The following is a 22,628-nucleotide window of genomic DNA, read 5'->3' as shown; positions in this document are numbered from 1 at the left end:
AATGAGAATAGCAATAAACGGATTTGGCAGGATAGGGCGGATATTTTTACGAAATATTTTAGCTAAACCGGGTATTGAGGTAATTGCTGTGAATGACCTGGCCGATACCCGCACGCTGGCCCATTTATTTAAGTATGACTCTGTGCATCACGGGTTTGCCGGTACGGTTAACTTTGATGAAGAACATCTGTATATTAATAACAAAAGCATAAAAGTAATAGCCCGGCGTGAACCTGAAAAGCTGCCCTGGAAAGAACTTGCTATTGACCTGGTCATTGAGTCGACCGGTAAATTTACCGCCAGGCAGGATGCCGAAAAGCATTTAACAGCCGGTGCCAAACAAGTTATTATCTCGGCCCCCTCAACCGATAGAAATGCGCCTACGGTGGTTTTAGGGGTTAATGACGGTATAGTAGACCTGCGGTCGGCCATACTCTCAAACGCTTCGTGTACCACTAATAACGTGGCGGCAATGGTTAAGATACTGGACGACAACTGGGGTATTATGGATGGCTATATTACCACCGTACACTCCATGACCGGCGATCAAAGCCTGCATGATACCCCGCATAAGGACCTGCGCAGGGCGCGCGCGGCATCAGCCTCAATTATCCCGACAACAACAGGCGCGGCAAAAGCCATAACCTCCATATTCCCGCATTTAGAAGGTAAACTGGGCGGCGCGGGCATACGCGTGCCGGTTTTAAACGGTTCATTAACTGATTTTACCTGCATCTTAAAATCACCGGCGACCGTAGCTGAGATTAACCAGGCCTTTAAACAGGCGGCGCAGGGCGATATGAAAAACGTGCTGGAGTATACCGAGGATCCCATTGTATCGCAGGATATTGTGGGTAATACACATAGTTGCATATTTGATGCGCAGTTAACCTCGATAGTAGGCGACCTGGTTAAGGTTGTGGGCTGGTATGATAATGAGATGGGCTACTCAAGCCGCCTGGCAGATTTAGTTGAAAAGATACATTTACTTACATGATCAAATTTATACCTGTAGAAGAACTATTGCCGCTGCGCAATGCCGTATTGCGCGAAGGCAAATTAACACCCGACGAGTGCCGTTTCCCGACTGATAATGTGGCAGGCAACTTTCATATAGGGTATTATATCAAAGGCGAACTCACCAGCATAGCATCGTTCCATCCCCAAAAGTATGGCCAGTTTGAGGGCGAGGGCTACCAGGTGCGTGGCATGGCAACTTCTGCAAAATTTCGCGGGCAGGGTATCGGTACCAGGCTGCTTAATTTCGGTATTGTTTACTTACGCGGGCAAAAAGCAAACTACATATGGTGCAACGGCCGCAAAAAAGCCCTGAAATTTTACCTGGATATGGGTTTCGAAATCGTATCGCCCGAGTTTGATATACCCGGCATTGGCCCGCACCAGGTACTTTATGCCAAAATACAATAACGGGCCCGGTAAAATTATTGCCGGTTTACCTTCGTAGCACTTATTGTTACAGACTAAAAATACCTTTTTTGTTTTTTGAGTTCGGATTTTAGAATTAAATGCTGAATTTGGCGGACTCTTAAAAAAGACCACAGACAGCATGAAAACTATCGATCAAATAAAATTTACGGGCAAAAAAGCACTTATCCGCGTTGATTTCAACGTTCCGTTGGATGAGAATGGCAAAGTTACGGACGATAACCGTTTAACTGCGGCTATCCCAACCATCAAAAAAATATTAACTGATGGCGGCGCGGTAATTTTAATGTCGCACCTGGGCAGGCCAAAAAATGGTCCTGATGAGAAAGATTCTTTAAAGCACGTGATCCCGTATCTGTCTGATCTGCTGGGACAGGAAGTACAGTTTGCCAATGATTGTATCGGCCCCGAGGCTGTTGAAAAAGCAAAAGCGCTGTCGGGTGGCGAAGTATTGTTGCTGGAGAACCTGCGTTTTTATAAAGAAGAAGAAAAAGGGGATGTTGAGTTTGCCAAAAAATTAGCCGCACTTGGCGATGTTTATGTAAATGACGCCTTTGGCACCGCCCACCGCGCGCATGCCTCAACCGCCATTATTGCACAGTTTTTCCCGGATGCCAAATACTTTGGTTATGTAATGGCCAGCGAACTGGCTAATGCCGAAAAAATATTAAATGATGCCGAAAAACCTTTCACCGCTATTATGGGCGGGTCAAAGGTGTCTGATAAAATAGAGCTGATAGAGAAACTTTTGGACAAGGTGGATAACCTGATCATTGGTGGTGGTATGGCTTATACCTTTGCCAAGGCGCAGGGCGGCAACATCGGTACCTCATTGGTTGAGCTGGATAAGCAGGACCTGGCATTGAGCCTGATCAAAAAAGCAAAAGAAAAAGGTGTTAACCTGTTGTTACCCGTAGATAATGTCACTGCTGATGATTTCTCAAACAACGCCAATACCGGCGTCGCAAAAACCGGCGAGATCCCTGACGGCTGGATGGGTTTGGATATTGGCCCTGAAACCGTGGCCCTGTTTAGCAAAGTGGTTGCCGAGTCAAAAACCATCCTGTGGAACGGCCCGATGGGTGTTTTTGAGATGGAGAAATTTTTGGTAGGTACCAAAGCCATTGCCGAAGCGGTTGTTAAGGCAACCCAAAACGGCGCGTTCTCGCTTATCGGCGGCGGCGACTCGGCAGCGGCAGTTTCAAAATTTAACATGACCAAACAGGTAAGCTACGTATCAACCGGAGGCGGCGCCTTGCTTGAGTATATGGAAGGCAAAGAATTGCCGGGTGTTAAAGCGATAAATGATTAAGCTATCACACAAAATGATATACAAAAGGCCCCGGTTTACCGGGGCCTTTGTTATTTAGTGCAAGATTTATCACAGCTGATTGGCTTATGGTCGGTTGTCTTCGTTCCTCGCAATGACACGGGAGGATGTTGGCGATTGTAGCGGGGAAGGAATGGTTAAACTGTCTTGTAGTGTCTTGTACTGTCTTGTTATTTATTTTACAAGACACTACAAGACAGGCAACTCAATAGCTATACTGCCTTATTACTCCCTCCTCGCAATAACCTGGTGGAGAGGGTGTAGGTAAAAAACTGTCTTGCACTGTCTCGCTTGTCTCGTTATAAGACAGACAAGACAAGCAAGACAGGCTTCTTGATAATCCACCACGTCTTCCCGCGGTGATTGCAAGGAGGGAGGAATGGTTAAACTGTCTTGTAGTGTCTTGTACTGTCTTGTTAATTATTTTACAAGACAGACAAGACAGAACAAGACACTGTCTTAAGTGTCTTGTTAATTATTTTTACAAGACAGACAAGACACCGCAAGACACCAACTAACTATCTTTACACCCCTGGCTTTTGCTGCGGCTCAGGATGACAAAAAAAGCAACCTTACTTCAACTCATCCAAAACCCTGAACATCTTTTCCCTGATACCTTTGCCGGGGCCATTGTAGTTATTTACCATAATGCTAAATACCAGCTCACGCCCCTGGTGGGTTTGATAGCCGGTGTAGGCCTGTACGTTGTGGATGCTGCCGCTTTTCATGTGCATATCGTTATAAACGGGCAGGCTGTCATAAAAATCAGCAAACCAGCTTTCTTTTTTGGCCGATTGCATAATGGTGGCTACGGTTTGGGTAGTGATCCTGTCCTCGGGCGACAGGCCGCAACCATCAATCATATCCATCGCGTTAACATCAATGCCACGCGCTTTCCAAAAGTTTTGTATTACAGCCACGCCGTTTGCCGTGGTTACCTCTTTGCCTGCTTTGGCGGCAATGGCTTTCAGCAGCTCTTCGGCATACAGGTTTAGGCTTTTGCGGTTGGTCCAGTAAACAATCTGGCTCAGTCCCGGCGATAGCAGGGTGGTAAGCGTAGTGGTAATTGGCGGCGTTTGCAGCCCCTTTGCAGTAAGGCTCAGGGTTGATTCGGGTGCGCCGGTTACCGTTATGCCTAGCCGCCTCAAAGTATCTAACAGCCGGAAGGCGGCATCAAAAGCAGGGTCGGGGTAAGCGGCCGAGATGAGTTTTTTTGTTTGGTCGATAGCATAGGTACCCCGCAGGTACATCATATTGGTTAAGCCCGTGGGCAGGTAGGGGTAAGCATTGTCGCCGGTGCCGGCTGCCCCGGTGGTCAACTCACTTTTAAATGTCAGGTAGGGGACATCAGGCGTAGTGCCCGCCACCTTTACAGCCGAGCCTGCCGGGCCGGTTTTTAAATTGATATCAAACTGGTTTTCGTGCCAGCAAAGGGCGGTTGCGCCTGCGCCGTAATAGGTGCCCAGGTCCTGCCAGATCCAGCCATCCGGGACAGACTGCGAGCCGTACAGGGTATCGTCGCCAATAATACGGCCGTTTATTTTTTTGATGCCGGCTTTTTTGAGGGCAGCCACCAGTTCATTTAAAACATAGTTTTGGGTAGTGTTTGCCCAGCGCCAGCTGCCCAGGGTAGGGTCGCCGTTGCCTTTGATGATGATGTCGCCGGTTAGCGTTCCGTTGGCTATGGTGCCGTTATAGCCAAACGGGGTTTGATATTTAAAATCCTTCCCCAATAAATTAAAAGCGGTAATGGTGGTCACCGTTTTTAAGGTCGACCCCGGCGCCAAACCCATATTGGGGTTGCCGGCAAACACCTGTTCGCCCGTTCGGGCATCCAGTACGGTTAATGATACCGATGCGTATTTGCACTGGCTATCGGTTTGTAAACGGTTAAACGCCGCCGATAATTTTTGCTGTAAAGATGTTTGTGCCCATGCCTGTGTAGCTGTTAATAATAGGAGTAAACTAAACCGGGCTCTCAAACTGCTCTTCATCTTTTGAAAAATACTTGGTTATATAATAAATGGGTATGCCTATCAGTACAATAATCAGGCCCGGCCAGGTAAACTGCGGTTTATAAATAATCAGCAATAAACAAAACGCCAGTCCCATCACCATATAAATAGCGGGCAGCACCGGGTAACCGAAGGCTTTATACGGGCGCTCGGCCTTAGGGCGTTTTACGCGGAGGATGTAGATGCCTAAAATCGTCAATACATAAAATATCACCACCACAAAGGAGATCATATCCAGCAGGTCGCCGTACCGGCCGCTAAGGCATAATATACTGGCCACAATGCATTGTATCCATAAACCGAAGCCCGGTACAGCGTTCTTGTTTAAAGTGCCCGTACGTTTAAAAAACAAGCCATCCTTGGCCATGGTATAGTATACCCGTGCACCGGCTAATATTAAACCATTATTGCAACCAAAGGTTGATATCATGATCATTACTGCGATGACATAGGTGCCTATGTTGCCAAATATTACCTGCGACGCTGATACCGCCACACGGTCCTTTTCTGCTGTCGCGATATCATGTAATGGTAAAACTCCGGTATACACCAGGTTAACACTAACATAAATAACCGTTACGATCAGGGTACCTAAAAATAAGCTCAGGCCGATATTGCGCTGCGGGTTCTTCATCTCGCCGGCTATAAAGGTTACGTTGTTCCAGGCATCGCTGCTAAAAATTGAACCTACCATTGAGGCGGCAACCGCGCCAAGGGCAGCAGCCATGGTATAAGAAGAAGTACTGCTATCAAAGTTTAGTTTATGGATATTCCAGGCGTTGGTCCAGTTGGCGGTCCATACGTCGCCTTTGATCATGATCAACCCAAATATGATCAGCCCGAATAAACTGGCGAGCTTGGTTATGGTAAATGTATTTTGAATAAGTTTGCCGGTTTTGACGCCACGGGTGTTAATGGCTGTTAAGAGTATTATAATGATGATTGAAACAATTTGTGCCGAACTTATTGTAAAGTGATAACTACCAAACATAGTATCAACAACCTTATAGTCTTCACTTACTAAGTGTACTAAAGGAGCTGGCATTATGTAAGCCGTAAACTTCGAGAATGCCACACCCACCGCCGCTATAGTGCCGGTTTGGATCACTGCGAAGAAGCTCCAGCCATATAAAAAGGCGATGAGTTTATTATAAGCCTCTTTTAAATACACATATTGTCCGCCCGCTTTGGGGAACATGGCGCTTAGCTCGCCATAGCTAACGGCGGCGGTAAGGGTCATGAAACCGGTTATCAGCCAGACAGCTATGAGCCAGCCCGCCGAGCCTACATTACGGATAATATCGGCGCTTACGATGAAGATACCGGAGCCGATCATTGATCCGGCTACGATCATGGTACCGTCAAGCAGGCCCAGTGATGCTTTTAATTTGGTTGGTTCGGTTTCTTTGCTCATTAATCATGTTAATTTAAAGTTCTAAACTATTCAAAAAACTTTATAATTGACACGCTATTGTAAAGAAATTAATTTGCTAATTTGCAAAACCAATTATAGTATTAACCGAATAATCAAAACAAACTAAATATAAACTTTAATAACGTATATGGATTTTCTGAACACTTACTTAATTTACCTGATTCCCGTATTTGGCTTAGTGGGGATTTTATTTATGGGTATCAAGTCGGCCTGGGTTACCAAACAGGAAACCGGCGATGCTTCCATGAATGAGCTGGCCGGCTACATTGCTGATGGGGCAATGGCCTTTCTACGCGCCGAATGGAAAATACTGACCTACTTTGTTGTAGTTACAGCGTTATTGTTGGCCTGGAGCGGTACTACGGTAGTTACCTCAAGCCCTGTTATTGCTATTTCCTTTATTATTGGCGCGTTCTTATCCGCTTTTGCGGGATATTTAGGCATGCGTATCGCTACCAAAGCAAACGTGCGGACAACACAAGCCGCTAAAACCAGTTTGGCGCAGGCGCTTAAAGTATCGTTTACCGGCGGTACTGTAATGGGTCTTGGGGTTGCGGGATTGGCTATCATTGGATTGGGTTCTCTATTTATTGTGTTTTATACTATTTATGTTAAAAATACAGGTGGCGACGTTAACCATGAGGCTATGGCTAAAGCGTTAGACGTACTGGCCGGCTTCTCGTTAGGCGCCGAGTCTATCGCGCTGTTTGCGCGTGTGGGCGGTGGTATCTACACCAAAGCTGCCGACGTAGGTGCGGATCTGGTTGGTAAGGTTGAAGCCGGGATCCCAGAGGATGACGTGCGTAACCCGGCTACCATTGCCGATAACGTGGGTGATAACGTAGGTGATGTTGCCGGTATGGGCGCCGATCTGTTCGGGTCATACGTAGCGACAATGCTGGCTACAATGGTGCTGGGCCGTGAAATTGTATCTCCCGATCAGTTTGGCGGTATTGCCCCGGTTTTATTACCGATGGTGATTGCCGGCCTGGGTTTGATATTCTCAATAGTCGGCGCATCGTTAGTCAGGATTAAAAACGAAACTGACAGCGTACAAAACGCACTGAACATAGGTAACTGGGCCTCAATTATATTAACGGCCATTGCTACTTATTTTGTGGTACAATGGATGCTGCCCAATACCCAAATGCACCTGGTGCGTGATCTGGACGCCAACGGCGTTTTGAAAGAAGGATCATTGGTATTTACCAAAAACGGTGTTTATGGTTCTATCCTGGTAGGATTAGTTGTGGGTACCTTAATGTCAATCATTACCGAGTACTATACCGCAATGGGTAAGCGCCCGGTTATGAGCATCATTAAACAATCATCAACCGGCCATGCAACCAATATTATCGGCGGTTTGGCCGTTGGTATGGAATCAACCGTGTTGCCAATTTTAGTGCTGGCAGCCGGTATTTATGGTTCGTTCTTTTTCGCAGGATTATATGGTGTGGCTATTGCGGCCGCAGGTATGATGGCGACAACAGCCATGCAATTAGCTATCGATGCGTTTGGCCCTATTGCCGATAACGCGGGCGGCATTGCCGAAATGAGCCAGTTGCCGCCCGAAGTACGTCACCGTACAGATAACCTGGACGCCGTAGGCAACACTACCGCAGCAACCGGCAAGGGATTTGCCATTGCGTCGGCAGCGTTAACCTCACTGGCCTTATTTGCGGCTTTTGTGGGTGTGGCAGGTATTGAGCATATTGATATTTATAAAGCTAACGTATTAGCCGGTTTGTTTGTGGGCGGTATGATCCCGTTTATCTTCTCGGCATTATGTATCTCGGCTGTGGGCCGGGCTGCAATGGCGATGGTAGAAGAGGTACGCCGCCAGTTCCGCGAGATACCGGGCATTATGGAGTACAAAGCTAAACCCGAGTATGAAAAATGCGTAGCGATATCAACCAAAGCATCCATCCGCGAGATGGTTGCCCCGGGTTTAATCGCATTGATCACCCCGATAGTGGTTGGCTTTATTTTCGGCCCTGAAGTTTTGGGCGGTTTGTTAGCCGGTGTTACCGTATCAGGCGTATTGATGGGGATCTTCCAGAGCAACGCCGGCGGTGCCTGGGACAATGCTAAAAAATCATTCGAGAAAGGTGTGGAGATCAACGGCGAAATGCATTACAAAAAATCAGAACCGCATAAAGCATCTGTAACCGGCGATACCGTGGGTGACCCGTTCAAGGACACTTCAGGCCCTTCAATGAACATATTGATCAAGTTAATGTCAATCGTATCACTGGTTATCGCACCGCACTTAAACAGCGCGGTTGATCATAGCGCACGCTTGCAAAAACAAATCAAACTGCAATCAATGACTACGCATGTAATCAAGGTTGACAAGAAAGCATAAATTAATAATTCCATGGAAAAGGGGATACCGAACCGGTATCCCTTTTTTTGTTCACAAACCTGCTTATTTAAACTTGTAAGGCGGGTTTTAAATAAATTAAGTATGTTTGGTAGTGTAACGGCAGGCTCATCATGGTAAATGAGATCAAGCATATATTCTGAAAGGAATGCTGTACCTGTGTTACTTAAATAATAAACCTAGTTAATTTAAATTGGGCAATCTCTTAAATAAAATATCTTCGCGGTTTCGGTTAAATAATCTGCATTCTTTAAGTAAGGTATATATCCGGCAGGTATTTGCTTCATTATTTATTAAAGCGGGTAGTGTTATCATATCCCTGCTGTACATACCGCTTGCCCTTGGATATTTAGATACTGAGAAATATGGCATCTGGGTAACGCTTACCACAATTGTAAACTGGATAGGGGTGCTGGATATCGGCATGTCTAACGGTTTGCGCAATAAACTTGCCGAAGCTCTCGCCAAAGAAGATATTAAACTAGGCAAAATATATATCAGCACGGCTTATGCTTTTTTAGGGGGGATTTTTTTAAGTGTGCTTATTCTTTTTATGGCGGTTAACCCGTTTATAAACTGGCAGGTTATATTGAATACGCATGCCATATCCAGGCACGAACTCTATTTAATTACCAGCGTGGCGGTGTCATGTGTGATTTTGAGGTTTATAGTTGATACGATCACAATGGTTGATGCAGCTCACGGCAACTCTGCAAAAGCGGCGATGTTACTTGCTATTGGCAATGGCGTATCGCTTATATTGGTTTGGCTGGCAACCTTATTTACTCAAAAAGGCAATATTTTGCTGCTATGCACTATTGTTACCGTGGTGCCGGTACTGGTTTACACCCTGTATAGTTTGATTGTTTTCGGTAAAAAATATAAAAATATAAGGCCATCATTTAGTGCCGTAAAGATTGAACACTCAAAAAGCTTAATAGGGCTAAGCCTGCAGTTTTTCATAGTTCAAATAACCGCTACCATATTATATTCAAGCTCACCTTTTATCATAACACAGCTATTTAACCCTGCAGCAGTTACCCAGTTTAGCATAGTTACCAATATATTTACCATGCCTGTTATGATATTTGGTTTAATATGCAGCCCGATAATGCCACTGGTGACCCAGGCTTTTGTAAAAAAGGACAATGAGTGGATTAAATCCGCATTAAGGCGGTTAAACTACTTCTCTTTATTGTTTTGTGCAGGAACCGTCATAATGATATTTTTATCGGGCTGGATATATAAAATATGGCTCGGAGATAAAGTACATATACCGTTTAATTTATCGGCAGCCATCGGCATTTATACGATAATCATTATTTTAAATGCTCCTTTTTCAAACTTTATAAATGGTTTGGGAAAAATAAAAATACTCACTTTTATATCGCCCATTGAAATAGGTTTTTTTGTTACGTTAGCTATTATTCTATCTAAGCTGTTTAATGATGTGATTGGTGTGTCCGTAGCTTTATCAATTACTGCGCTTATTACGTTGATTTTATTGCCGTTGGAAATCAGAAAGGCGCTGAAAAATAATAAGCCGTAGCGTAAGGAATCAGCTAAAGAACCATGACAATTAAACTGCTGTCAAACCGGCATCCCAATTTGTCAGATCAGAGCCTTTCGGGTGCATATTTAAGCACAATTGCAGCGCATTAATTTTTTCAAAAAAAATAAGTATGTTTGGGAATAGATTAACTGATTTTCAAAACAAATATGAAGCTATTTATTAAAAAACCTATTGCACAATTAATGGCCGCTTCGAAAGAAGGAGAGAAGACATTAAAACGTACACTCGGTGTTGGCTCGCTTATCGCTTTGGGTATCGGCGCAATTATCGGCGCGGGTATTTTTGTGCGTACAGCTGCAGCCGCAGGCGAGCATGCCGGACCGGCCGTTACCATTTCATTTTTAATTGCAGCAGCAGGTTGCGCCCTTGCAGGGTTATGCTATGCTGAATTTGCCAGTATGATACCCATAGCAGGATCGGCTTATACCTATTCTTACGCTACTATGGGCGAGTTCATTGCCTGGATCATTGGATGGGATTTAGTTTTAGAGTATGCATTAGGTGCCGCCACTGTCGCTATCGGTTGGTCGCAATATTTCAATACCTTCCTTGAAACTTTCTTTAACTGTCATATTCCTTTTGCGTTATCACACTCACCGTTTGAAGTATCAACCACTACTACGGGTATGTACGCGTCAGAATTAGGTTCGCACGGTATCGTTAACTTACCCGCTATCTTTATCCTTTTAATGCTTACGCTATTGCTGATCAAAGGTACGGCCGAATCGGCAGCGGTAAACAACGTTATCGTAATCATTAAAGTTGCCATCGTATTAATGATCATTGGTTTAGGCTGGAGCTTTATTAATCCGGCAAACCATATCCCTTACCTGATACCGGCTAACGCAGGTACAGTTACAACCAATACAGGCACGGTAAACTATGCCGATACGTTTAACCACGGCTGGCTGGGCGTATTGCGCGGCGCAAGTGTAGTGTTCTTCGCATTTATCGGTTTCGATGCGGTATCAACCGCGGCACAGGAAGCCAAGAACCCGCAGAAAGATATGCCAAAAGGTATCCTGATCTCATTAGTGTTCTGTACATTATTATACGTCCTGTTCTCGCACGTGTTAACCGGTTTAGTTCCTTACAAAGAATTTTTATTACAAGGTAAAGAAGCATCGGTAACTTATGCTATAAACGCGGCCATGGGCGGCGGTTACGGCTGGTTGGCAAAACTGGTTACTATAGCTATTCTGGCCGGTTTTTCATCGGTTATCCTGGTAATGTTGCTGGGCCAGACCCGTGTGTTCTATACCATGAGTGTTGACGGTTTAATTCCGCCGATATTCTCAAAACTGCACCCTAAATTCCGTACACCTTATAAATCGCAATGGTTGTTTTTTGTGATGGTATCTATCTTCGGCGGTTTCATCCCCGACAGTATTGTAGGCGATATGGTGAGTATAGGTACATTATTTGCATTCGTGCTGGTATGCCTGGGTATCTTTATCTTGCGCCGTACAGATCCGGGTATTACGCGTCCGTTTAAAACACCATTATACATGATAGTTTGCCCGCTGGGCGCAGTCATTTGTTTATGTATGATGGGCAGCGAAGGTTTGGAGAACTGGCTGCGCCTGTTTATCTGGATGGGTATCGGCATGGCGGTTTATTTTGGCTACAGCATTAAACACTCGCATGTGCGCCACGGCAAGCCCGAGAATGCCATAGATCCGCCAAACCCTAAATTTGTTGAGTAATAACAGCATATTACGATAATCAAAAAAGGTTCTGGGATATTTTCAGGACCTTTTTTGTTGATATTGTTTTATAGCTTTGTGTAAACCGCTAAAACCATTATTATGCACCCTTTCATTTTCAAAGAGATAGTGTCGGTAACCATGATCCTCTTCGCGATCATTGATATCCTCGGCGCCATACCCGTAATTATCCAGCTGCGCCAACGTGCCGGGCACATCGAGTCGGAAAAGGCCAGTATAGTGGTGCTGATTTTAATGATTGTGTTTTTGTTTGTCGGCGATAAACTGCTTGATATCATCGGCCTTGATGTGGCTTCATTTGCCATTGCGGGCTCGCTGGTGATCTTTATTATCGCGATGGAGATGATATTGGGCATTCACCTTTTTAAACCCGACGAGGAAATGTCAAGCACGGTTTCTATCGTTCCACTGGCTTTTCCGCTAATTGCCGGAGCCGGCACCATGACCACGCTGTTATCGCTTAAATCACAATACCAAACGCAGGATATATTGATAGGCATAGTACTCAATACCATGTTTGTTTATCTGGTACTTAAAAACGTGCAATGGCTGGAGAAGCTATTTGGCAAAACCGGAATTGATATTCTGCGTAAAGCGTTTGGGATAATATTATTGGCTATCGCGATAAAACTGTTCAGGAGCAATACGCATTTGTAGGTTGCCGGGCTCTTACATCTTGTCCATCAGTATTACATTAAATTTATGGCCGTCAGGGTCTGCAAAGCCAAAGCCATAATAATTAGCCTGGTCTCTGCCCACTTCCTGAAAAATGGCGCCACCTGCGTTTTTAACTCTCTCAGCCCATTCATTCACTTCGGCCTCGGTGTCTGCGGCAAGCGTAAAAATAATCTCGCTGTTTGTTGTTGGTCCGGGCGATAAATATTCATCTATTTTAGAGCCTTGTTCAAAAAAGTGGATTGTAAATTCATCATCGCCAAAAAGGAAACTGGCTAACTTGGGATAACCGTTTTGTGCACTTGGCTTAAAGCCTAATTGGGTGTAGAATTGATAGGTACGATTGGTATCTTTTACACTAAAATTGGCCCAGATTTTTTTTGTTTTCATAGTGTTGATGTTTTAGTAAGACTGCATAATTATGCTAATATGCGCCAGACAATAGTAAAGTAATGTGCCGCATTGGTGTCGTTGGTTATAAAGCTAAACTAAGCCCTAATATTAATATTTAAAAAAATTAATATTTTTCACGTTGGGAGACGTATGTTAAGGCGGATGATAAGTTGATTAATTAAATCCGGCTTAGCCTTGCCACAAACATACTATCTGCCTTGCCTTCATATCCTTTCAATACTTTAACTTCTTCCAGCTTTAAACCACATTCTTTAACTAAATAATCAACCACATCTTCATTCTCGGCCTTAAAAGCCGAGCAGGTTATATAGATTAATGGTTTACCGGTTTTCAAAAATTTGATAACGTTAGCGGCTATGGTTTTTTGCAGGCGCTGAAAGAACTCTATCTTCTGCGGCTCAAATTGCGATATCATTTCGGGTGTGCGGCCCCAGGTGCCCGAGCCGCTGCAGGGGGCATCCAGGATAATACCGTCAAACGCATAATCATGCAGGGTTTGGTCAACGTTTTGGGTCAGGTCCAGCTGCTTCTTTTGATATTTCATTAATCCCGCGGAGCGGAAGCGCTCGTCCAGGTTAGCTAAAATAGATTCACGGATATCAGACACCACCAGTTTAATATTTGGCTCCAGCTCATGCAGCAGCAAAGATTTGCCGCCGCTTGCCGCGCAGGCATCCCACCACGAGTCCCAGACATTGGGCCTGAAATAATTGGCGGTTTGTTGTGATGAATAGTCCTGCACCTCAAACCAATGCTGGGTCGGGAAAATAGTTTCCAGCCGGGTGCCGTTGGGCAGTGCAATACAGCCGTTCCCCTCGTCTTTAAAAGCTATTGATGCTTTGTTTAATTCGGCCTTTACCAAATGGTCGTAGCCGTTGTGTACATGGATAAACAGATCAGGCTGTACAAAAAACGATTTCAGAAAGGCCGTTTTATCAATATCAGGCGAGATAAGGCTGGTCCACGGAAAAACATCCTCCAGCCTAAAACCCGGATAGGTTTTGGTAACCAGGTCTATTTTTTCTTCAATAGTAAAGCCAACACAGGCCGCCCAATCGGGCTTAAAATGTTGCAGGAAAGAGTTAAGCTGCGTATTGCATAAAAACTCGGCAACCATTAAACGGTCCTCGGTAGGGGTGTTCCAAAGCGCTTTACCTAAACGAAAGTAATTATAAACTAACCGGTTGGCAATGCGCCGGTCGGTTGAGCCCATTTGTTTGTTTTGGCGATAAAAGCCCGGTAAAAATTTGCCTAAAGGGGTTTCGGCAGGATACTCGCCCAATATCCGCTGAAACGTTTTAAGCTGGTTTATCGCCTTCATTCTACCTTCCTCAATTCGTAATAACGGTAATCCATGATATTTACATGGGTATTAATATAACCAATTCCGGGCTTTTTAATAAAGTGGAAATTATTATGGATTCCCGTAAAATCAGCCGATGTTAAATTTTTTATTTCGCCGTTATTGGCGCCTAATAACCTGCCAAAATATAAACCTTCATCAAACCCTTTTATGGCATATTCACCTGCTTCCTGATGATAAACTTTGCGGTAGTTACGCATAAATTCAACCGTGGCAGCGCTTTTATAGTCAACCTGATCTGCCGAGGTGATATGTGTTTTTAGCCGCTGCAAAATTTCGCTATGCAAAAAAGTGAATTTTTCCCAGCTTGGGTGGCCGAATAAAATAATTGGATAATGTTTTGCCAGCGAATCCAGCGACCGCATGGTGATGGTTAAAAATGCCTGGTTGGTTGATGGCATTACCACAATATTAGGGCCGGTTAATGAAAATTGTAAGGCCATTGTATTTAAGCGGCCCCTTACAACGGTTGTTTGTATGATCTGTATTTTCCGGCCGCTAAGGCTGTCTATAGCGTTTTTAAACGGGATAATGTAGTCATTATCTTCTGAGTAGCCCGATTTAAGCACAAATATTTTTTGCGGAACTAAGCGTGCCTGGATATACTTTGCGGCTGCCCGGGCATGATATTCAAGCGGCGGTGTAACGGTAACCAAATTTTGATTACCGAAGGTTGATGGAGCCGCCGGTGACAATGGCGAAACTATGGGTTTGCGTGCTGCTTTTAATACGCCGGTAAATGCTTTCAGATCTTCCGGAAAAATAGGGCCTACAATCAGGTCGCTTTCGCGCACCTGCGGGTTAAACGCCAGTGCATGTGCCTGTGAGGCTAATCCTTTGGTATCATATATCTGCAGCTTATAATTGTAGCCCGCTGCGGTCAGTGAATCTAATGCGAGTTTAAAGCCCTGGTAATAATCAAGCGCTATGTTGGCTTGTTTTAAACCGGCCTCGGTATAGGATGCGCCGGGGTTTAAATGATCAAGCGCAAAGGGCAGGAGCATTGAAATTGTCGATCTCTCCGGCAGCCCCGGTTGTGGTTTGGCAGGGGTGGGTTTGGTAGCCGGCTTTTCAGTTTCAGTTTTTACGGGTGTTGCCACCGGCCGCAGTTTTGGTGAACACGCAGCCGTTAGCAATGCAATCCCTAAAAATATTAACCGCTTATTCCCACTCAATTGTGGCAGGCGGTTTTGAACTGATATCATATACTACCCGGTTAATCCCTTTTACATTATTGATGATCTCGTTTGAGATCTTAGCCAGCAAATCATAAGGTAAGTGGCACCAATCTGCCGTCATCCCGTCAACTGATTCAACCGCACGTAAGCAAACAACGTTTTCGTAAGTCCGTTCATCGCCCATAACCCCTACCGATTGAACCGGTAAAAATATGGTACCGGCCTGCCATACTTTATCATAAACACCTGCACTGCGCAAATTGTTGATATAAATAGCATCTGCTTCCTGTAATATAGCAACTTTTTCCGGCGTTACCTCGCCTAATATCCTGATTGCCAAACCCGGACCCGGGAAAGGGTGGCGGCCTAATATGGTCGGATCAATGCCCAACGCTTTACCAACGCGGCGTACTTCGTCTTTAAATAAAGTATTTAACGGTTCAACCACCTTCAGTTTCATGAAATCGGGCAGGCCCCCTACGTTATGGTGCGATTTTATGGTGGCCGACGGACCTTTTACCGATACCGACTCAATGACGTCCGGATAGATGGTGCCTTGTCCTAACCATTTTACGTCCTGTACTTCGTGTGCTGCGTCATCAAAAACTTCAATAAACACGCGACCTATGGCTTTACGTTTAGCTTCAGGGTCTGATAATCCGGCCAGTGCATCATAAAAACGCTGTTTAGCGTCAATACCTTTGATGTTAAGACCCATGTGCTGATAGGAATCCAGTACCGACTGATACTCGTCTTTACGCAATAAGCCATTATCAACAAATATACAATGCAGGTTCTTGCCGATAGCATGGTGCAGCAATACGGCTGCAACAGATGAATCAACACCGCCTGATAATCCTAATACCACTTTATCGTTACCCAGTTTTTCTTTTAATGCGGCAATGGTTGTTTCAACAAACGAGTCTGCTGTCCAGTCCTGCGAGCAGCCGCAGATGTCCACTAAAAAGTTTTGCAGCAATTGTTTACCGTCTAAACTATGGGTAACCTCGGGATGGAATTGGATGCCGTAGGTTTGGGTATTGGTTATCTGATAGGCAGCTATCTTTACGGTATCTGTGCTGGCTATGATCTCAAAGTTATCAGCTATACGGGCGATGGTATCGGCGTGCGACATCCACACCTGTGAACCGGTAGATATCTGTTTAAATAATGGGTTTCCGCTATTGATGAATTGCAGGTTTGCCCTTCCGTATTCGCGCGTGCTTGACGGCAGTACCTCACCGCCGTGAAAATGGGCCAGGTACTGTGCGCCGTAACAAACTGCTAAAATGGGCAGTTTGCCATGAAAGCTCATAAAATCAAAATGCAGCGCATCGTCCTGCCGAACCGAATAGGGGCTGCCTGAAAGGATGATTCCTTTTACAGTGTCGTCAATTTCAGGGATTTTGTTAAATGGGTGGATCTCGCAGTAAATATTGAGTTCCCTAACCCGGCGCGCTATCAATTGTGTAAACTGCGAGCCGAAGTCAAGAATGAGGATTTTTTCTTGCATGGGCAAAGATAGTTTTTTGCGGTGAAAATCTGGGAAGGAATTTTGATTTTGAAATGATTGAAATTTTTAGGCTTATCTTTGTCATATGTCTAAAAGAACAAACATTTTGCTTTTTATACTCTGCTTAACGGGCATTGCTAAAGCCCAGACAGCCGACGCGGTTTATGATCAATATCTTGATTTTAACCTGAAGCGACTGGAGGGTAATACTGCGGCGGCATTAGCACTGGGCGAAAATATTTTACCAAACGTTGGTAAACTGGCCGGCAAAAGCCAAATCAGCTTCTATAACAGCCTTGCTAAATTATATGATGACGATAACCAGTCGGTAGAGGCTATTCCATTATATGAAAAGGTTGCCGCTGCCCAGCCCGATTATTATGTGGTACACCGCGCGCTTGGCTATCTGTACCTGAAACCTACAGACGAATTGTATGCGAAACTGCAACTATCGCCCGGGGATAAAGAAATTGAGATGCAATATAAAACAGCGGTAACTAAAGCGTTGCCGCATTTAGAAAAAGCCCAGGCCTGTGATCCGAGCGATGAAACGCTGGCCCTGATAAAAACACTTTATACCAACCTGAAAGATAAAAAGGCATTGGATACTTTAACCGGAAGACTGGCATTACTTGCTGAAAAATGTATTGATATTTTAACTGAATAACATGGCTGTTACCATCCGCCCGGCAACTTTTGATGATGTGCCGCAATTAATGGCGCTGATAGCATTATCTGTGCGTGGTTTAAGCGTTGGCTATTATACCCCGGCTCAAATTGACAGTGCCATCAAATATATTTTTGGCATTGATAGCCAGTTGATTATTGACGGTACTTATTATGTAGCGCAAACTGACGGAATAATAATTGGCTGTGGCGGCTGGAGCAAACGCAATACGCTGTATGGCGGTGATCAGCATAAACCGGTTGAGGACCCTTTGCTTAATCCTGAACATGATGCTGCACGAATCCGCGCATTTTTTGTGCACCCTGATTATGCCAGGCAGGGGATAGGCAGACGTATTATCAGCGTTTGCGAAACCGAGGCAAAAAATAACGGATTTACCAATTTTGAATTAGGGGCAACTTTACCTGGTGTCCCGCTTTATACCGCCATGGGTTATCAGCCTGTTAAAAGGGTTGATGCTGTTTTGCCCGATGGCGAGGTACTGGGTATCTTAAAGATGCAGAAACAACAATACCCTTACGAAGTTTAAACGTCGTAAGGGTATTTGAAAATGTTCCGCTCACAAAACGGGATATTTTCCCGGCGGGTGTTTAAAACGCTAACCCTACGTTAAAGCTAAAACGTTCGTTACGTGCAACATCACCAGAGTTGAAAACGTTGACTACACTGCTTTGGCCATCATACTCTATAAAGAACTTGGTTTTGCGCGATACCGGTATTTTCACACCGATGCCATAAGCCAGGCCGCCGTCTGTACTGTTGAAGCCATCTTTTAAATCATAACCGGCTGCATGGGCACTGGTTAAAAAACCAATGTATGGGCCAAAATCCAGGTACCAGTTGTGCGTTCTTCCAAAATGCCAGTTGGCTAATACAGGTACAGTTATATAGTTAAGGTTAAAATCAACACCATCAATAGTTGATGTCGGTGTGTTAATATAGCCGTTGGCCCATCCTTTTTGGTCATAAACAACCTTAACTTTTAAACTCCAGCTTCTGCTGAAATAATGGTCGGCATAAACTTGCGCGTTAAAACCACTTATAGCGTCGGTGCTTTGGTAGGAGTTGTCAGCCGTAAGATAGGCGCCGTTATAACCAAAGCCAATACCAAATTCGTCCTTTGGTTTATGCTGTGCCTGTGCGAGTGAGTAAATACCCAGCGCCATAAAAAGTGTGGTAAGGATTTTTTTCATAAGTGATAGTTTAAGTTTTTGCAAAGATAATTGAAATTTTGAATTCGAAACTCTGCGTGCGGATTATTAACAATAAGGGCTTATAGGGAATGCACCCTATAAGCCCTTCTGAAGTTTATAGTTTAAAATTTTATACCGACATTTAAAGCAGATCTCTGGTTTTGGGCACCGGAAGAATCGTGGGCTAAGATGTTTGAAACACCAAGCTGGCCATCATATTCAATAAAGAACTTTAATTTATTGGATATCGGGAGTTTTAGGCCCAATCCTAAATCAGCTCCCATATCAACACTGTTAAAACTGCTTTTTAAATCACTGTTATTATAGTCTTCAGATGCTTTTGTTAAAAAGCCTACGTATGGTCCGGCATTTACATACCATTCATGTTCTTTCCCAAAATGCCAGCTGGCGGTAACAGGCAGAGTAATATAATTTAATGAATAATAAACGCCGGTAACCGTTTTCCCCTGGAGTTGGAGATAACTGTTGCCCCAGCCTTTGGGATCGTACATAACCTTTGCTCTAATGCTCCATGATTCATTAAGATAATGATCAGCAGATACTGCAAAATTAACGCCGCCAATATGGCCGGTGCCGCTGCCATAGGTTTGGTTGGCAGTTACATAAGCCAGGCCATAGCCTACACTAACGTCAAATTCATTTTGGTTTTTAGTTTGTGCGCTGGCTAATGAGCATACACCCAACATAATGGCTAATGTTGTAAAGATTTTTTTCATAATTGTGGCTTTTTAGGTTTGCTAAATTAATTTAAAATTTGAAATTAATTAACAATATTTTAATTGTTGAGCGGTCAAAAGCTCAACACTTATATAATTAGCTACTAAACTAATAGAGATTTTCTTAATTTCGCGGTTCATAACCCTGGAGTTAAGCATGGACTATCAATTTAAAGATATAGAGCAAAAGTGGCAACAGTTTTGGGCCGATAACCAAACTTTTAAAGCTGAGGATAAAACCGACAAACCGAAGTACTACGTGCTTGATATGTTTCCTTACCCATCGGGCGCGGGGTTACATGTGGGCCATCCGCTGGGCTACATTGCTTCTGATATTTTTGCACGCTATAAACGGTTAAAGGGTTTTAACGTATTGCATCCCATGGGTTATGACAGCTTCGGCCTGCCTGCCGAACAGTATGCCATACAAACCGGCCAGCACCCCGCGGTTACTACCGAAGCAAATATCGCTACTTACCGGCGCCAGCTGGATCAGATCGGTTTTTCGTTTGACTGGAGCCGCGAAGTGCGTACCAGCTCGCCCGATTATTATAAATGGACCCAGTGGATCTTTATGCAGTTGTTTAACAACTGGTATAATAAAGATGCCGACAAGGCACAATCAATAGCCAAACTGGTTGAACATTTCGAAAAGAACGGATCAGCAGGAGTTAATGCCGTAGCCGATGAAGAGATATCAAGCTTTACAGCTGATGAATGGGAGGCTAAGAGCCCCAATGAGCAGCAGCAAGAATTATTAAAATACCGCCTTACCTATCTGCGCGAAAGCACCGTGAACTGGTGCCCGGCTTTAGGTACCGTGTTAGCGAATGATGAAGTGAAAGACGGCTTTAGCGAACGCGGCGGCTACCCGGTTGAGCAAAAGAAAATGATGCAGTGGAGCATGCGCATAACCGCTTATGCCGAGCGTTTACTACAAGGTTTGGACAAGATAGACTGGCCGGAGCCGCTAAAAGAAATGCAGCGTAACTGGATAGGCAAAAGTACCGGTGCGTCGGTAAAATTTCCTATCGATGCTCAAAACTCAAAACCCGCTACTCAAAACTATATAGAGGTTTTTACTACCCGTGTTGATACTATTTTCGGCGTTACCTTTTTGGTTATAGCGCCCGAGCATGAATTGGTTGCCGAATTAACAAGCCCGGATCAAAAAGCCGGGATCGACGCTTATATCATCCAAACCAAAAAGAAATCTGAGCTGGACAGGATGGCTGATGCCAAAACGGTGTCGGGCGCATTTACGGGCAGCTATGTGATCAATCCGTTGAATAATGAAAAAGTTCCGATTTATATTGCCGACTATGTTTTGGCAGGATATGGTACCGGCGCTGTTATGGCGGTACCCAGCGGAGACCAGCGCGACTTTTTGTTTGCCCGGCATTTTAGCCTGCCGGTAATACCGATACTGGATACCCAGGATATAACTGTTGAAGCCGACCCGACGAAAGAAGGTAGATATATCAACTCTGATTTTATAAACGGATTGGCATACAAAGAAGCGACAGCGGCAGTTGTTGCCAAACTGGAAGCATTGGGCCTGGGCAAAGCGAAAGTGAATTTCAGGATGCGCGACGCGATTTTTGGCCGCCAGCGGTATTGGGGCGAGCCTGTGCCGGTTTATTTTAAAGAAGGATTACCACACTTAATCAGCGAAAGCGATTTGCCTTTGTTGTTACCCGAAGTTGATAAATACCTGCCTACAGAAAGCGGAGAACCCCCGTTGGGCCGTGCCGAAGGATGGAAGCATCCGGAGGGCGATTATGAATTGAGTACTATGCCCGGCTGGGCAGGAAGCAGCTGGTACTGGTACCGCTATATGGATGCACATAACGACAGGGAGTTTGCATCAAAAGAAGCTATTGCATACTGGAAAGATGTCGACCTGTACATCGGCGGCAGTGAGCATGCTACCGGCCACTTGCTGTACAGCCGTTTCTGGAACAAGTTTTTGAAGGATATTGACTTAGTTGTTGAGGAAGAGCCATTCAAGAAACTGATTAACCAGGGGATGATCCAGGGGCGCTCAAACTTTGTTTACCGGTTGATAGACGAAGAGGGCAGGGGTACTAACACTTTTGTATCGCATGGTTTAATTGGCCGGTATAAAACATCTCCATTACACGTTGATGTTAATATAGTTGAGAATGAAGTACTCAACATCAATAAATTTAAAGCATGGCGCGAGGAATATCAGGACGCCGAATTTATACTGGAAAACGGAAAATATATCTGTGGCGTTGAGGTTGAAAAGATGTCGAAATCTAAATTCAACGTGGTTAACCCGGATGATCTGATTGCCCGTTACGGCGCCGATACTTTGCGCATGTACGAGATGTTCCTTGGTCCGCTGGAGCAAAGCAAGCCGTGGAATACCAATGGTATTGAAGGGGTATTCAAATTTCTGCGTAAGTTCTGGCGCTTGTTCCATAACGATGTCTGGGAATTTACCGTAACAGGCGCCGAGCCGACCAAAGCCGAATTGAAATCATTGCACAAGATCATCCGTAAGGTTGAAGAAGATATTGAGCGTTTTTCGTTCAATACCTCGGTATCCAGCTTTATGATCGCTATAAATGAATTAACAGATCTTAAATGCAATAACCGCAAGGTGTTGCAGGACCTGGTTGTGGTATTATCAGCCTATGCGCCGCATATCTGTGAGGAGCTTTGGGTGATGCTGGGCAATGGGGCGGGTACGTTATCATACGCGGCTTATCCTAAATTTAACCCGGCCTACCTGGTTGAGGACGAGTTTGCTTATCCTGTTTCTATCAACGGAAAAACGAAGATGAACCTGAATATTTCCCTGAGCCTGGAATCAAAGGAGATCGAAGAATTTGTATTGGCGAATGCCGATGTGCAACGCTACCTGGATGGTAAACAACCCAAAAAGGTAATTGTAGTTAAGGGCCGTATTGTTAATATGGTGGTTTAACC

At 44.6% G+C, this 22,628-nt stretch carries 18 protein-coding genes; 10 read left to right on the top strand and 8 right to left on the bottom strand.

Translation table 11 applies throughout. The annotated features are described in order from the left end of the window. Position 1 precedes the first annotated feature (1 nt). From gap to pgk, 3 genes are all read left to right on the top strand, one after another. Complete coding sequence (gap, locus tag LJ658_RS12175) at positions 2-997, top strand: type I glyceraldehyde-3-phosphate dehydrogenase (RefSeq protein WP_230546786.1); 996 nt, start codon at positions 2-4, stop codon at positions 995-997. Beyond that, complete coding sequence (locus LJ658_RS12170) at positions 994-1,428, top strand: GNAT family N-acetyltransferase (RefSeq protein WP_230546785.1); 435 nt, start codon at positions 994-996, stop codon at positions 1,426-1,428. The genes gap and LJ658_RS12170 overlap by 4 nt, the downstream gene beginning before the upstream one ends. Positions 1,429-1,567: 139 nt before the next feature. Beyond that, complete coding sequence (pgk, locus tag LJ658_RS12165; RefSeq protein WP_230546784.1) at positions 1,568-2,758, top strand: phosphoglycerate kinase; 1,191 nt, start codon at positions 1,568-1,570, stop codon at positions 2,756-2,758. Positions 2,759-3,348: 590 nt separating this feature from the next. On the opposite strand, the gene dacB is transcribed toward pgk, so the two are convergent. Together dacB and LJ658_RS12155 are read right to left on the bottom strand one after the other, a co-directional pair. Then, positions 3,349-4,770 carry a D-alanyl-D-alanine carboxypeptidase/D-alanyl-D-alanine-endopeptidase gene (gene dacB / locus LJ658_RS12160; protein WP_230546783.1) on the bottom strand — a complete coding sequence of 474 codons (1,422 nt, stop codon included), beginning with the start codon at positions 4,768-4,770 and terminating at the stop codon, positions 3,349-3,351. After that, positions 4,742-6,205: an APC family permease gene (locus LJ658_RS12155; RefSeq protein WP_230546782.1), complete on the bottom strand. Its 1,464-nt coding sequence runs from the start codon at positions 6,203-6,205 to the stop codon at positions 4,742-4,744. The genes dacB and LJ658_RS12155 overlap by 29 nt, the downstream gene beginning before the upstream one ends. A 148-nt stretch (positions 6,206-6,353) precedes the next feature. Here LJ658_RS12155 and LJ658_RS12150 point away from each other — a divergent pair, with 148 nt between their 5' ends. From LJ658_RS12150 to LJ658_RS12135, 4 genes are all read left to right on the top strand, one after another. After that, positions 6,354-8,591 (top strand): sodium-translocating pyrophosphatase, encoded by a 2,238-nt coding sequence (locus LJ658_RS12150; RefSeq protein ID WP_230546781.1) that lies wholly within the window; start codon positions 6,354-6,356, stop codon positions 8,589-8,591. 211 nt (positions 8,592-8,802) lie between these two features. Continuing rightward, entirely contained in the window at positions 8,803-10,158 is a 1,356-nt protein-coding gene (locus LJ658_RS12145; RefSeq protein WP_230546780.1) for a lipopolysaccharide biosynthesis protein, read from the top strand. A 170-nt stretch (positions 10,159-10,328) separates the two neighbouring features. Beyond that, a complete protein-coding gene (locus LJ658_RS12140) occupies positions 10,329-11,888 on the top strand; it encodes an amino acid permease (RefSeq protein WP_230546779.1) in 1,560 nt (519 codons plus the stop codon). A gap of 102 nt (positions 11,889-11,990) precedes the next feature. Then, positions 11,991-12,566 carry a MarC family protein gene (locus LJ658_RS12135; protein WP_230546778.1) on the top strand — a complete coding sequence of 192 codons (576 nt, stop codon included), beginning with the start codon at positions 11,991-11,993 and terminating at the stop codon, positions 12,564-12,566. Positions 12,567-12,578: 12 nt separating this feature from the next. Here the strand turns inward: LJ658_RS12135 and LJ658_RS12130 are convergent, their stop codons facing one another. From LJ658_RS12130 to guaA, 4 genes are all read right to left on the bottom strand, one after another. Next, positions 12,579-12,974 (bottom strand): VOC family protein, encoded by a 396-nt coding sequence (locus LJ658_RS12130; protein WP_230546777.1) that lies wholly within the window; start codon positions 12,972-12,974, stop codon positions 12,579-12,581. Positions 12,975-13,155: 181 nt separating this feature from the next. Further along, on the bottom strand, positions 13,156-14,319 hold the full coding sequence (locus tag LJ658_RS12125; RefSeq protein ID WP_230546776.1) for an RsmB/NOP family class I SAM-dependent RNA methyltransferase: 1,164 nt from the start codon (positions 14,317-14,319) through the stop codon (positions 13,156-13,158). Continuing rightward, on the bottom strand, positions 14,316-15,461 hold the full coding sequence (locus LJ658_RS12120) for an ABC transporter substrate-binding protein (RefSeq protein WP_230546775.1): 1,146 nt from the start codon (positions 15,459-15,461) through the stop codon (positions 14,316-14,318). Before LJ658_RS12120 ends, LJ658_RS12125 begins: the two co-directional genes overlap by 4 nt. Before the next feature lie 61 nt (positions 15,462-15,522). Beyond that, entirely contained in the window at positions 15,523-17,052 is a 1,530-nt protein-coding gene (guaA, locus tag LJ658_RS12115) for a glutamine-hydrolyzing GMP synthase (RefSeq protein ID WP_230546774.1), read from the bottom strand. Positions 17,053-17,137: 85 nt separating this feature from the next. Here guaA and LJ658_RS12110 point away from each other — a divergent pair, with 85 nt between their 5' ends. Together LJ658_RS12110 and LJ658_RS12105 are read left to right on the top strand one after the other, a co-directional pair. Next, positions 17,138-17,719 (top strand): hypothetical protein, encoded by a 582-nt coding sequence (locus LJ658_RS12110; RefSeq protein ID WP_230546773.1) that lies wholly within the window; start codon positions 17,138-17,140, stop codon positions 17,717-17,719. Between the two features lies 1 nt (position 17,720). Beyond that, entirely contained in the window at positions 17,721-18,269 is a 549-nt protein-coding gene (locus tag LJ658_RS12105; RefSeq protein ID WP_230546772.1) for a GNAT family N-acetyltransferase, read from the top strand. Positions 18,270-18,330: 61 nt separating this feature from the next. On the opposite strand, the gene LJ658_RS12100 is transcribed toward LJ658_RS12105, so the two are convergent. Together LJ658_RS12100 and LJ658_RS12095 are read right to left on the bottom strand one after the other, a co-directional pair. Continuing rightward, a complete protein-coding gene (locus tag LJ658_RS12100) occupies positions 18,331-18,933 on the bottom strand; it encodes a porin family protein (RefSeq protein ID WP_230546771.1) in 603 nt (200 codons plus the stop codon). A 122-nt stretch (positions 18,934-19,055) separates the two neighbouring features. Continuing rightward, complete coding sequence (locus LJ658_RS12095; RefSeq protein ID WP_230546770.1) at positions 19,056-19,670, bottom strand: porin family protein; 615 nt, start codon at positions 19,668-19,670, stop codon at positions 19,056-19,058. 157 nt (positions 19,671-19,827) lie between these two features. Here LJ658_RS12095 and leuS point away from each other — a divergent pair, with 157 nt between their 5' ends. Beyond that, positions 19,828-22,626, top strand: coding sequence for a leucine--tRNA ligase (leuS, locus tag LJ658_RS12090; protein WP_230546769.1), 2,799 nt, complete (start codon positions 19,828-19,830; stop codon positions 22,624-22,626). Positions 22,627-22,628 lie beyond the last annotated feature (2 nt).

This window comes from Mucilaginibacter sp. UR6-11, from assembly GCF_020880695.1.
In the GTDB taxonomy this organism is placed as follows: domain Bacteria; phylum Bacteroidota; class Bacteroidia; order Sphingobacteriales; family Sphingobacteriaceae; genus Mucilaginibacter.
Note: the sequence above shows the minus strand (reverse complement) of the source record. Positions and strands in the feature narration are given on the sequence as shown.

Excerpts from the sequence above, each read along its gene's own strand:
- gap (WP_230546786.1), top strand. The coding sequence starts at position 2 with ATGAGAATAGCAATAAACGGATTTGGCAGGATAGGGCGGATATTTTTA.
- LJ658_RS12170 (WP_230546785.1), top strand. The coding sequence starts at position 994 with ATGATCAAATTTATACCTGTAGAAGAACTATTGCCGCTGCGCAATGCC.
- pgk (WP_230546784.1), top strand. The coding sequence starts at position 1,568 with ATGAAAACTATCGATCAAATAAAATTTACGGGCAAAAAAGCACTTATC.
- dacB (WP_230546783.1), bottom strand. The coding sequence starts at position 4,770 with ATGAAGAGCAGTTTGAGAGCCCGGTTTAGTTTACTCCTATTATTAACA.
- LJ658_RS12155 (WP_230546782.1), bottom strand. The coding sequence starts at position 6,205 with ATGAGCAAAGAAACCGAACCAACCAAATTAAAAGCATCACTGGGCCTG.
- LJ658_RS12150 (WP_230546781.1), top strand. The coding sequence starts at position 6,354 with ATGGATTTTCTGAACACTTACTTAATTTACCTGATTCCCGTATTTGGC.
- LJ658_RS12140 (WP_230546779.1), top strand. The coding sequence starts at position 10,329 with ATGAAGCTATTTATTAAAAAACCTATTGCACAATTAATGGCCGCTTCG.
- LJ658_RS12135 (WP_230546778.1), top strand. The coding sequence starts at position 11,991 with ATGCACCCTTTCATTTTCAAAGAGATAGTGTCGGTAACCATGATCCTC.
- LJ658_RS12130 (WP_230546777.1), bottom strand. The coding sequence starts at position 12,974 with ATGAAAACAAAAAAAATCTGGGCCAATTTTAGTGTAAAAGATACCAAT.
- LJ658_RS12125 (WP_230546776.1), bottom strand. The coding sequence starts at position 14,319 with ATGAAGGCGATAAACCAGCTTAAAACGTTTCAGCGGATATTGGGCGAG.
- guaA (WP_230546774.1), bottom strand. The coding sequence starts at position 17,052 with ATGCAAGAAAAAATCCTCATTCTTGACTTCGGCTCGCAGTTTACACAA.
- LJ658_RS12110 (WP_230546773.1), top strand. The coding sequence starts at position 17,138 with ATGTCTAAAAGAACAAACATTTTGCTTTTTATACTCTGCTTAACGGGC.
- LJ658_RS12105 (WP_230546772.1), top strand. The coding sequence starts at position 17,721 with ATGGCTGTTACCATCCGCCCGGCAACTTTTGATGATGTGCCGCAATTA.
- LJ658_RS12100 (WP_230546771.1), bottom strand. The coding sequence starts at position 18,933 with ATGAAAAAAATCCTTACCACACTTTTTATGGCGCTGGGTATTTACTCA.
- LJ658_RS12095 (WP_230546770.1), bottom strand. The coding sequence starts at position 19,670 with ATGAAAAAAATCTTTACAACATTAGCCATTATGTTGGGTGTATGCTCA.
- leuS (WP_230546769.1), top strand. The coding sequence starts at position 19,828 with ATGGACTATCAATTTAAAGATATAGAGCAAAAGTGGCAACAGTTTTGG.